This window comes from Mangrovibacterium sp. (genome assembly GCF_041596335.1).
Classification (GTDB): Bacteria; Bacteroidota; Bacteroidia; order Bacteroidales; family Prolixibacteraceae; genus Mangrovibacterium.
In genome coordinates, this window is sequence record NZ_JBFHIT010000007.1 from 104,804 (window position 1) to 116,933 (window position 12,130).

At 43.7% G+C, this 12,130-nt stretch carries 12 protein-coding genes; 3 read left to right on the forward strand and 9 right to left on the reverse strand.

The window, feature by feature from the left end:
* Positions 1-31 precede the first annotated feature (31 nt).
* The 9 genes from ABZD21_RS04595 to ABZD21_RS04635 all read right to left on the reverse strand — a co-directional run bounded on the left by ABZD21_RS04595 (position 32) and on the right by ABZD21_RS04635 (position 9,112).
* Positions 32-1,330, reverse strand: a complete 1,299-nt coding sequence (locus ABZD21_RS04595) for a hypothetical protein (protein ID WP_372773234.1) — start codon at positions 1,328-1,330, stop codon at positions 32-34.
* Positions 1,296-2,855: a replicative DNA helicase gene (gene dnaB / locus ABZD21_RS04600; RefSeq protein WP_372773235.1), complete on the reverse strand. Its 1,560-nt coding sequence runs from the start codon at positions 2,853-2,855 to the stop codon at positions 1,296-1,298. Before dnaB ends, ABZD21_RS04595 begins: the two co-directional genes overlap by 35 nt.
* A 126-nt stretch (positions 2,856-2,981) precedes the next feature.
* The gene (locus ABZD21_RS04605) at positions 2,982-3,959 is read right to left on the reverse strand and encodes a D-alanine--D-alanine ligase (protein ID WP_372773237.1); all 978 of its coding nucleotides are present in this window, start codon (positions 3,957-3,959) and stop codon (positions 2,982-2,984) included.
* A gap of 173 nt (positions 3,960-4,132) precedes the next feature.
* On the reverse strand, positions 4,133-5,197 hold the full coding sequence (locus ABZD21_RS04610; RefSeq protein ID WP_372773238.1) for an RluA family pseudouridine synthase: 1,065 nt from the start codon (positions 5,195-5,197) through the stop codon (positions 4,133-4,135).
* Complete coding sequence (locus ABZD21_RS04615; RefSeq protein WP_372773240.1) at positions 5,197-6,030, reverse strand: PASTA domain-containing protein; 834 nt, start codon at positions 6,028-6,030, stop codon at positions 5,197-5,199. Before ABZD21_RS04615 ends, ABZD21_RS04610 begins: the two co-directional genes overlap by 1 nt.
* 186 nt (positions 6,031-6,216) lie before the next feature.
* Positions 6,217-6,375: a 50S ribosomal protein L34 gene (gene rpmH, locus ABZD21_RS04620; protein WP_120273958.1), complete on the reverse strand. Its 159-nt coding sequence runs from the start codon at positions 6,373-6,375 to the stop codon at positions 6,217-6,219.
* Between the two features lie 313 nt (positions 6,376-6,688).
* A complete protein-coding gene (rsmG, locus tag ABZD21_RS04625) occupies positions 6,689-7,312 on the reverse strand; it encodes a 16S rRNA (guanine(527)-N(7))-methyltransferase RsmG (RefSeq protein WP_372773242.1) in 624 nt (207 codons plus the stop codon).
* A gap of 64 nt (positions 7,313-7,376) precedes the next feature.
* The gene (locus tag ABZD21_RS04630; RefSeq protein WP_372773244.1) at positions 7,377-7,988 is read right to left on the reverse strand and encodes an RNA polymerase sigma factor; all 612 of its coding nucleotides are present in this window, start codon (positions 7,986-7,988) and stop codon (positions 7,377-7,379) included.
* Positions 7,979-9,112: a glycosyltransferase family 2 protein gene (locus ABZD21_RS04635; RefSeq protein ID WP_372773245.1), complete on the reverse strand. Its 1,134-nt coding sequence runs from the start codon at positions 9,110-9,112 to the stop codon at positions 7,979-7,981. Before ABZD21_RS04635 ends, ABZD21_RS04630 begins: the two co-directional genes overlap by 10 nt.
* Positions 9,113-9,255: 143 nt before the next feature.
* On the opposite strand from ABZD21_RS04635, the gene tgt reads away from it, so the two are divergent.
* From tgt to ABZD21_RS04650, 3 genes are all read left to right on the forward strand, one after another.
* A complete protein-coding gene (gene tgt, locus ABZD21_RS04640) occupies positions 9,256-10,386 on the forward strand; it encodes a tRNA guanosine(34) transglycosylase Tgt (RefSeq protein WP_372773247.1) in 1,131 nt (376 codons plus the stop codon).
* A gap of 2 nt (positions 10,387-10,388) precedes the next feature.
* Positions 10,389-11,477, forward strand: coding sequence for an LptF/LptG family permease (locus tag ABZD21_RS04645; protein WP_372773249.1), 1,089 nt, complete (start codon positions 10,389-10,391; stop codon positions 11,475-11,477).
* A 201-nt stretch (positions 11,478-11,678) separates the two neighbouring features.
* The coding region (locus tag ABZD21_RS04650; protein WP_372773251.1) for a carboxyl transferase domain-containing protein at positions 11,679-12,130 on the forward strand (452 nt) is incomplete at its 3' end.

The following is a 12,130-nucleotide window of genomic DNA, read 5'->3' on the forward strand; positions in this document are numbered from 1 at the left end:
CGCATTTCTTTAAACGTCGCTGCAAGTTTACTTAGGTTTTCTGCTTCTTCTTTTTCGCCGCGGGGAAGAGCACATTATTCAAAATAAGCCGGTAACCGGGAGAATTGGGATAAAGATTTAAATCAGTTGGCGGGTCGCCAACCAAGTGACGGTAGTCCTCGGGATCGTGCCCTCCGTAAAAGGTCCAAAAACCTTTCCCCGATTCACCATGAATGTAGCGAGCCTCGCCGGCTGATTTATTCTCACCCATGATTAACACGTTCGCTTTAATCAGTTTACTATTAAAGGCGGTGGTTTGTCCCATAAATCCACGAACAATCCGCTGATGATTCTGGGTAAGCATGGTCGGTACTGGATCCCACTTGGCGGAAAAATCAAATAAGGTGAAAAAATCCTGATTCTGCTGCACCTTTCGGGAGGTGGTCACGTCGATATCGGAAAAACGATAGACATAGGGGTTCATCTCCAGTGTAAAATCTTTAAAAGCCAACGTTTGTCCGTAATCCAACGCCTCATTTGCCTTCGGATCGGCCGGATCACCATCAAACATCACATCGCAAATATCAACATCGTGGGCGGCCATGGCAATATCATACGTATCGGTTGCCGCACACATAGCGAACAAAAACCCTCCCCGATCGACATAATTTCGGATTCGGTCGGCGACGACCCGTTTCATTTCCGACACCTTCAGAAAACCATTCCGCGTGGCCATTTCAGTGTTGCTGCGAACTTCTTCCTGATACCAGGGCATACTGCGATAATTGGCATAAAACTTCCCGAACTGACCGGTAAAATCCTCATGGTGTAGGTGAAGCCAGTCGTAATCAACCAACTTCCCGGCCAAAATCTCATCGTCGTATATCAAATCGTATTTTATCTCAGCATATGACAACACGAGGGTCACCGCATCATCCCAAGGCTGCTTGTTCTTGGGTGAATACACGGCAATCTTGGGAGCCTTCTGCATGCTGATGGCATCCTGATTGACTTCGGCCTGCGATATTTCAGATAAAATAAGGTTAACTTTCGCATCGGCCAGTTTCTCGATACTAACACCACGGATCACGCACTCCGACTCAATTTCGGGAGCATACTGAATCAGAAAACTCCCTCCCCTGTAGTTTAGGAGCCACTTCACTTCGACAGCCTTCTCAAGCGTCCAGTAAGCTACTCCATAAGCTTTCAGGTGGTTGCGCTGCTGCTCATCCATTGGAACAAGCAGGTAGAGCGCCTGACTTTGTTTAGCTAGCGTCAGGCTAAGCAGAAGAAAAATCAGAAGATATTTTAAGCTCTTAGAACGGAGCATCGTTTGGGTCGGGTTTGCCATAGCTCATACTTTTCTCAGTTTCAAAACCGGTATTGGCGGGCATCCCCATTCCACCGGGGTCATTATTCATTTTTGAACTGAAAGTTTGACCAAAGTTGCCGCCACCAATTTCTTCCGGAATAACACTTTCAAGATCACAGAAACGAACCTGCTGTTTCTTGAATGCCAGCTGAACGTCGCCAACGGAACCGTTACGGTGTTTGGCAATAATAATTTCAGCAACCCCCAACAACGAGTTTCCGTTTTCGTCCTCAGTAATTCCGTAGTACTCCGGACGGTGGATGAACAATACCAAGTCGGCATCCTGCTCAATCGCACCCGATTCACGCAGGTCGGAAAGCTGTGGGCGACGGCCTTCACGCGATTCAACGGCACGGCTCAACTGCGACAGAGCCAAAATCGGGATGTCCAACTCCTTGGCAATTGCTTTCAGCGAGCGCGAAATCATACTCACCTCCTGTTCGCGACTTCCTCGCCCTGCATCACCGGCAGTCATCAACTGCAAGTAGTCGACAATTACGACTCCGATATTATGCTGCATTTTTAGCCGGCGACATTTAGCCCTGAATTCGAAGATTGACAACGCGGGAGTATCATCGATAAACATCGGCGCATCTTCCAATACTTTGATTTTTCGGTTGAAATTCTCCCACTCCCATTGAGCCAGACGACCGGTTTTAATTTTTTCGGAGCCCAATTCAGTTTCCGCAGCAATTAAACGGTTGACCAGCTGTACCGATGACATCTCGAGCGAGAACACAGCCACTGGCTTTTTGTGATCCACAGCCATGTTCCGGGCCATTGACAATACGAAAGCGGTTTTACCCATCGCCGGACGTGCAGCAATAATCACCAGGTCGGTTTTCTGCCAGCCCGAAGTCATTCGGTCTAAAGCGGTGAAACCGGTCGGCGTACCGCTCAGCCCATCTTCACGCTTCGATGCCTGCTCCAACAACATGGCAGCCTCTTTCAAAATCGGCTTAATGGGTAAGGTTTCCTTTTTAATGTTCCCTTCAGCTACTTTAAAAAGGGCTGTCTCAGAAAAATCGATCAAGTCATCCACGTCCATATTAGCGTCGTACGCTTTGGTTTGGATTTCGGACGACACGCGAATCAACTCACGCTGAATATATTTTTGAGCAATAATACGGGCATGAAATTCGATATGAGCAGCCGACGCCACACGACTGGTCAACTGTGTAATATAAAGCGGACCGCCAACTTCATCGAGCTGTTCGCGGTTTTTCATCTCTTGAGTCACCATCAACAAGTCAACCGGTTTCTCGTGGGTCGACAGGTATTTGATCGCCTCAAAAATCCGTTTGTGCTCGTCTTTGTAAAAACTATCGGTATCAATAATATCAGCGACACTAACATAGGCATCTCGCTCCAACATCAACGCTCCCAAAACAGCTTCTTCCACGTCAACAGCCTGAGGCGGCAATTTTCCGTACTGCGCATTAATTTGCTCAATGGTGGTGTTTTGTTTGTTGTTTGTTCGGTTGTTTTTGCGCTCTACTGCCATGTTTGTTTTGTAAACTAATTGATTATCAACACTTATTCCGCACACAGAAATTTGGCGAAACGGATTTTAAAGGTATAAAAAAAGGAGCCGAATCAGCCCCTCAATTCTTATTTTCTAGGTTAAATCTTATCCAATCTGATCTAAAATAATGAGTGTCAGCATCTCCTTAAGATCTTTTCCCATCGCGGCGATCTGCTGCGGAATAAAACTAGTTGCTGTCATACCTGGTGTGGTATTCACTTCAAGAAAATAGAAAATCCCGTTTTTCAGAATGAAATCGACCCGAACAATTCCTTTGCAATTACAGAGGTCGTAGATTCGCGATGCCAGTTGCTGAATGTTGTTCGTCAGTTCGTCAGAGATTCGCGCTGGTGTAATTTCATCGGTCATCCCTTTGGTATATTTTGCCTCAAAATCGAAAAACTCATTTTTCGGCAGCACTTCTGTCACCGGAAACAGAATGGTTTCATTTTTTAATTTGACGAGCCCACAGGTAAATTCAACTCCTTCGATAAACTCTTCCACCAATGCTTCATCACTTTCAATCCAGGCTTTCTCGATTGCCGAAACCAAATCTTCGGCCACTTTCACTTTCGTCACCCCGAAACTTGAACCGCCTGCGTTTGGTTTCACAAAAACCGGTAAATTAAGCTGCTGAACTAATTCATCTGAATCGATGGTGGTACCTTTTAGCAAACGCACCGACTTGGCCATTGGAATACCAAAATTGCGCAAATAATTGACACAGAAATATTTATTAAACGTAAGCGCTGACGAATGCACCCCACAAGTCGAATATGGGACTTTCAGCAAATCGAAGTATCCTTGCAAAATGCCATCTTCACCGGGTGTTCCGTGTATAATGATATAGGCAAAATCAAACTTTACGGTTTCGCCGTCCTTACTAAAACTGAAGTTCGCTTTATCGACATCGGCTATTTTTGCGCCATCAAGCACAACCGACCATTTCGTATCTTTCATCTCGACCAGCCATGGATTAAACAGCTCGTGATCGATTGATTGATAGACATTTTTACCACTTTGAACGGAAACAACGTATTCGGATGAATCGCCGCCATAGACTACTGCAATATTCTTTTTCATCGGGATTGATTTAACAAAGGCCAAATATCTGCAATAATTGGCAAGAATGATCTTACTACTACGAAAAATTTAGGTGAAATCGTTCGTTGAAAAACCTACGAATTGAAGTTTGACATTGAAATTTACAAATCGAAAAAAACACGATGGGAAAATCGCTCAGCATAAAAACCAAACTATTCTCCGACCTCACGATTCGAGATGTAGTCGCGCCACTTAACGATGACGTCCTGCATATCCTGCGCCAACTCCGATTCGAAGAGCATTTCCTCTCCCGTTGTGGGATGAATAAATCCTAAGGTTTTTGCATGAAGCGCCTGACGGGGTATAATTTTAAAGCAATTGTTGACAAACTGTTTGTATTTCGAGAAGGTTGTCCCCCACAGCACTTTGTCCCCACCATATACTTCGTCGTTAAAAAGCGGATGCCCCAGATGTTTCATATGAACACGGATCTGGTGGGTACGGCCAGTCTCAAGTTGACACTGCACCAAACTCACATAACCCAATTCTTCAATCAGTTTGTAATGCGTTACCGCATGCTTTCCATGCTCGCCATCCGAAAATACCGTAAAAACCTGGCGATCTTTCACACTGCGTGCTATGTTGCCTTCGATCGTTCCTTCCGGTTCTTTTAAACGCCCCCATACCAAAGCAACATACTGACGCTTAGTTGTTTTCTCGAAAAACTGAAGTGATAATTTGGTCTTTGCCAATTCCGTTTTCGCTACGACCATCAATCCAGAGGTATTTTTATCAATCCGATGAACCAACCCGGGGCGAGTATCGCCGCTTCCGCTGAAAAGAGGCAAATCTTTATATCGCCAGGCCAGTGCATTCACCAATGTTCCGGTGTAATTGCCGTGCCCCGGATGTACAACCAAACCGGCAGGTTTATTCAGAACGATCAATTGGTCGTCCTCGTAAACAATGTCCAGCGGAATATCTTCAGGGATTATTTTGAGCTCGCGACGAGGAAAATCCATCACGATGCTGATTTCATCGCCCGGTTTTATTTTATAGTTCGACTTCACCGACTTTCCGTTCACCAAAATATTTCCGGCGTCAGCTGCTGCCTGAATCTTACTCCGGGAGGCACTGTCAATTCGGTTGACAATAAACTTGTCAACACGAACTTGCGACTGTCCCGGATCAACCACCATATTATAGTGCTCGTAAAGAGCAGACTCCTGTGCCTCTTCGTCTTGATCGTCAAAAATATCTTCGAATTCTTCCTGCATTAGTTTACCTCTACTATTGAATCATTTTCCAAACCCAGATCAGACTCATTGATTAATTTATTCTCGTCCAGCGTCAACCAAATATCAATTGACGCACCCAGCTCTATTTCATCATAGCTTTTGTAGGAAGGACGCTGTTGCCAGATTTTTGCCGACAACGAATCGTCTTTAGACGCTATGGTTTCGTCGAAAATAACGGCTCCGACGTTTAAGAACAAGCTGGCAATTTCCCCTCGGGCCTGACTCAGTGTTTCGCCAAACAAGTTCGGCACTACTGTTTTCTCACCGGTCTGCGTCTTCCCTATCATTAAATCAATACGAACTCCTCTGTTTACGAGTTCGCCACTTGCGATCTCCTTCCCATCAATCATCTGCCCCAATACCAGATTTGAGAATTCCGACGGCACATAGGTTATCAAACCAACATTTAAGCCCACAGACTGCATAATACTAACAGCCTGCCGGAATGATATATCCGTTAATTGTGGCATCGCGATTTGCTCGGGAGCTAAAGCGCAAATGCTCAAAAAAATCGTTCGTCCCTCCTTCACCATATGTCCGGCAACTGGTTCCTGACCAATTACGGAGCCCGGCTCTGCCCCATCCAAATAGATTGAATCGGCAATTTCGAAACCTAATTTTTTCGAGAGAAGTAGTTGTTCCGCGTCCTCTAAAGGCAAACCTGACAATTCGGGAACCGGAAGCGACTCGCCATGATTCGTATAAACCCGAATTCCATACATGTTTGCCAACAGGAGGATCACAATCAATGTGAAGGCAATCGCAATTTGTGTCCAGAAGGTTTTACTGATCAAAAATGATTTGAAGCTCATAATTAAATCGACTTGAATCGTTAAGAGAAACAAAAATAGCGTAAAAATCAGATTACAAAAGCAGAAACAACATTTCCGCATTTGGCGCATCCATTCCCTTCACCGACCGACCAAAAGTCATTACACACAAAAAGGTAAAGAATCGTAATTCTTTACCTTTCTATGCAGTAATACGTATTGGATTTCCTAGCGTTTGTGTCTTGGTTCGTCAGAAACAGTCAGTTTCTTTCTACCCTTAGCGCGACGACTTTTTAAAACCAAGCGGCCACCCGGTGTAGACATTCTTTCGCGAAAACCATGTTTGTTTCTACGCTTTCTGTTTGATGGTTGAAATGTCCTTTTCATTGGTAAATATTTTTATTTTGAATATACTCCCGTTCAATTCGGACTGCAAAAATATATCTTTTTTGATTCCTTCCAAAATATCGGGGCTTATTTTCCCGAAAATAATTCAAAATCACACGCGATTTCTCACTTGCCCTTTGAATACCAGCCCATTAATAATAAATGATTTTTAATTCCCGCCTCAGAATTATTCGGCTTTTGCCCGGCGGACTCGCTGCTGAAAGCTGCCCCAAGGTACAATCGATACTCCCAAAGAGCCTCTGCGACGATTCAATAGCTGCGAATACAAAATCAACTAATGATGACAAGAAACCTATTTCATGGCTAAATGAATGACTTTCTTCGTTTCAAAAAATTCCTCTTCAAAATAATCTTTTAAATGAAATAGGCTGATCTTGCTTTTAAATTGTTCGAGCTCATCATCGAAATCGCCACCTTTTAGATATAAAATTCCATTGGCGAACTCGTTTTTCTGGATTCCGCTAACTTTAGTTCGAACCAGCGAGACAAACTTCGGAAATGCTGTAACAGCTCGGCTAACAACAAAATCAAATTGTCCTTTCACTTTCTCAGCCCGATGCTGTTCGGCTTTCACATTGGTCAGCCCGAGTTCAGAAGCTACCGCGTTCACTACCGAGATTTTCTTCGCAATGGAATCAACGAGCATAAACTCGGTTTCCGGAAACATGATTGCCAGCGGAATCCCCGGGAAACCACCCCCTGTTCCGACATCCATCACCCGACTGCCTGGAACGAAACCAGTTACTTTGGCAATTCCGAGCGAATGCAGCACATGTCGCTCATAAAGCTGATCGATGTCTTTCCTGGAAACAACATTGATTTTCTCGTTCCATTCGGCATACAAATCACCTAACTGCGAAAACCGACGGATCTGGGTTTCATCCAAGTCGGTAAAATATTTTCTAATGATGTCCATAACAAAATCGATGGAGTGTTACCCAACCCTCCGGTATTGAAATTAAATGTTTGTAGTGAAACGACTAGCCTTTATGATCGTCCATCTCGGTAGACTCAATCATTTTAAACAACATTTCACGAGCACGAAACAACTGGGCTTTTACAGTGCCGAGCGGCAAATTTAACTCATTTGCTATTTCTTCGTACGAAAATTCGCGGAAATATCGCAATTCTACCAAAGTCCGGTAGCGAGGTTTCAATTTATGAACAATACGGCGTAATAGAATGGCCTTTTGAATACGGATGAGCTTTTGCTCCGGATCAGGATCAACCGACTTCAACCTTATAGGCTGATCATTATCGCTATTATCCTGTGTATTCTCAATAGAGATTGTCACCCCTCGCCGTTTTCTCAGAAAATCGATACAGTTATTTGATGCAATTTTAAATAACCAGGTACTGAAAGCGTAATTGGGTGAATACTGATGAAGGTTCTTAAATGCCTTACCAAATGCTTCGATGGTTAAATCCTCCGCGTCGCTTTTGTTGTTCACCATTTTGAGCAACATATAATAAATGGCATCTTTATATTTTCCAAGCAACCGCGCAAATGCTTTTTCCTCACCGCGCAATGCAGCTTCGACTAAAGCATAGTCCTGTTGCGCTTTATCAGAAAGATTTGGGTTTAGTTCCATTTATTCCGTTGTAGTTGTAAATAGATTGAAGTCGTTTGGAAAAGATATAAAAAAGGTTTAACAAAAACGTACATTAACGAAGATAAAAAGATTTTCTTTTCTGCCAAGCGATTTAACAAACTTTTCACCAGGAAAAGATGGACAAACAAAATAATAAGGGGAAGCGGCACAAAAACGTACCAATACGATAAATCAGTTTTTAAAAGCCCGATTAATCCAACCAGCACCATAACTTTCGCAATCAGTTCCAAAACAGCAAGTTTCTTCTTCGAAAAATTGAGACCGGAAAACAATCGAACATGCTTTCGGAGCAAATCTTCAAACTCGCTTTTATCAGTCGTATAGTTTTGGCGCAGGTTGGTCTCCGGAGAGACATAGTACTTCACTTTTAAGCCATCCAGCTGATTCAATATTAGTTCAAGCCCGGCATAATGGGCATTCATTTTTCCTTTAAAACCACCCGAGCTAAAGTACAATTGCTTATTGAAGAGCACATTCACTTGCTGAAAAAACAAAGGAGCAGACGCCGAATGGCTTGCCGAAGCCTGCCAAAAAGCAGAAAGCCGTTCCAGCCGACACAGGCGATTGTAGCGTCCCACACCGGCTTCGTAATTCACATAACTCACCAATACCTGCTCATCAGGCCCTAACGCATCGTTCATGCGCGACAGATAATTCGGGTCATCCAGCCGTGTTTCCGGAGTAAGAAGTAGAACCCAGTCATTTTTCGCCGCCTTCATCGCCAGGTTCATCGCCATTTTTTCCGAATATCGGGTCTCCTGATTCAAGGAGCTAAATTTTATTTTCGGATATTTTTGCGCCATCACCCCTAAGATACTCAGGGTACTGTCTCCCGAAAAATCATCGACAACGACGATCTCAAAATTCGAATAATTCTGATTGAGCAAGCTCAGCAAAAATTGCTCAATGCGCTCCGACTCGTTCCGCACATTCAACAGAACACTAATCGACCGCTCTTCCTTTGCGGAATCAGAAACGCCATTCGCCGGCAAAATACGCCGATAGAAAACCAGCTGAATAACCAGAGAAAGAATAAAACCCAAAAAAAGGACCAAATACCCGCTCCATTCGTAGAAGGGGCGACTGAAAAACTCTTGCGTCATGGTGGAATTTTGATCGCAAAATTAATAATCGCCCGGACTCTGACTCTTCTATTTCTTAAAATTAATTAACAACAAAGCGAGCAGCCCATCATCTTCCGCTTTAACATTAAATATGCTATCTTTGCTCGCTGAAAAAAAAGAACATGGATTTTACGCTGAAACATACGGCCAGTCATTCTGAGGCCCGGGCCGGAATACTCGAAACGGACCACGGAAAAATAGAAACACCAATCTTTATGCCAGTTGGCACGGCCGGATCCGTTAAAGGAATCCATGTTAAGGATTTAAAAGAAGACATTGGTGCCCAGATTATTCTGGGAAACACCTACCATCTATACCTGCGTCCGGGCACCGATATTATTGAACAAGCCGGTGGACTGCATAAATTTAACGGCTGGAATGGCCCTATTTTGACCGACAGCGGCGGCTATCAGGTTTTTTCTCTGGGCGACATTCGCAAACTTAGCGAGGAAGGTGCCAAATTTCAATCACACATCGATGGATCGTCTCATCTATTTACGCCCGAAAGTGTAATTGATGTACAACGCAAAATCGGAGCCGACATCATTATGGCTTTCGATGAATGTACCCCTGGCGACGCGGATTTCGATTATGCAAAAAAATCGTTGGCTTTAACCCAACGCTGGCTCGATCGCTGTGTCAATCAAATGGTAAAAACAATACCGCTTTACGGTCATAATCAATCACTTTTCCCAATTGTACAAGGCGGCGTTTATCCGGCTTTGCGCGAACAGGCCGCCCGGCACGTGACAACAATCCCAAGCGATGGCTATGCCATTGGCGGCTTATCGGTTGGAGAGCCGGAAGCAGATATGTATGCCATGATTGAGGTTGTAAATCCGATTCTTCCGAAAGACAAACCAAGATACCTGATGGGTGTTGGTACGCCTGTAAATATCCTGGAGGGGATCGACCGTGGAATCGACATGTTCGACTGTGTAATGCCAACCCGAAACGGTAGAAACGGCATGTTGTTTACTAAAAACGGAATTATCAACATCCGAAACAAAAAGTGGGCCGACGATTTCACACCGGTTGATCCGGACGGAACGTCTTATGTAGATCGCCACTACACAAAAGCATTCTTACGCCATCTGGTTATTTCAGGCGAAATGCTTGGAGCACAAATTGCCAGTCAACACAATTTAGCATTCTACCTTTGGTTAGTAAAAGAAGCACGCCATCAAATTCTGGCCGACACGTTTAAGGAATGGAAGCAGGAAATGGTGATTAAACTAGCTCAACGCCTATAAAAATGAAGATTCCAGGCATCGAAACAATCGACAAATATATTATCGGGAAATTTCTCGGTACATTTTTCGTGTCAATTACCTTGATCATCAGTATCGCGATGGTTTTTGACGTTTCCGAAAATCTGGATGAATTCCTTTCCAAAGACATACCGGTTAAAGACATTGTATTCAAGTATTACCTGAACTTCATCCCTTACTTTGCGAACCTTTTCAGTTCGCTCTTCAACTTTATTGCGGTAATTTATTTTACGTCGAAAATGGCCTACGATTCGGAGATTATCGCAATCCTAAGTAGTGGTGTGTCATTCCATCGGTTTGTGCGCCCATACATGATTGGGGCGGGTATTATCGCCCTATTCTCCTATGTCCTCGGCGACTATGTCATTCCACCGGCCAACAAAGAAATGGTTGAATTCAAAAACACTTATATAAAAACCAAACGAGGAAGTAACGAAACCAACATACACCGGCAAATAACACCGGGCACCTACATCTACATGAGGAGCTACAACACGACAACTGATGCGGGTTACAAATTCACGATCGAACGATTCGAAGAAGGAAAGCTCGTATCGAAGTTATCAGCCGACTATATCAAGTGGGATCGGGAGCGTAAAGTTTGGGAGATCAACAATTACTTTATTCGCGACATCGAAGGATATACCGAGACGATTACCACCGGTACAAAAAAAGATACCCTGCTGAATATGATCCCCGAGGACTACGTGAAAATGAACAACATGGCAGAAACATTGCCATTACCCGCGCTAAACAAGGAAATTACAGCCATGAAGTTACGTGGCATAAACACTATCGAATACGAAGTTGAAAAACACAAGCGCAGATCAAATCCTTTTTCGGCATTTATTCTGACAATCATTGGCGTTTCATTGGCTTCGCGAAAAGTGAAAGGCGGACTAGGCTTGCATCTGGGAATCGGAATCCTAATCAGTTTTAGCTACATCATGTTCATGCAAATCTCAACGGTATTTGCTCTCTCCGGATCGGTTCCTCCCTACATTGCCGTTTGGATTCCGAACCTAATTTTCGGAATTCTGGCAGCATATCTATATAACCGGGCCAGACGATAACCAAAATTTCAAACTTGACAGAGAATTGTTCAAAACCAAACGATAACAGAAAAGTTCACGGAAACTTTAGAATGTTTTTAAAAACAGTTTGCTCTATAAAAAAATTATAATTTTGGCACGTATAACTTTCAACAGAAAGAGCATTATGAAGTAAAAGTCTTCGGTCTCTCCGAAGCTAGTTTTAATTAAAAAAAACAAATTATGTCGTTGAAACGGAATATCCTGGACCTCAGAAAACGCAAAGAAGAGGTTATCAAGGGTGGTGGTGATAAAGCCATTGAGAAACAAGTGGCTATGGGGAAACTCACTGCCCGCGAACGGATCCTTTACCTTTTGGATGAGGGCTCATTCCACGAATATGATATGTTCGTCGAACATGTGGCCCGTGACTTCGATATGGACAAAATGAAGTTACATGGTGACGGGGTAATTATTGGTACAGGTACCATTTACGGTTCACCAGTGTGTATTTTTGCTCAGGATTTCACCGTTGCCGGTGGATCATTAGGTTTGATGCATGCACGCAAAATCACTAAAATCATGGATCACTCCCTGAAAATGCGCGTTCCGTTAATCGGAATCAATGATTCAGGTGGTGCTCGTATACAAGAAGGGGTTAACTCTTTGGCTGGCTATGGTGAAATTTTCTTCCG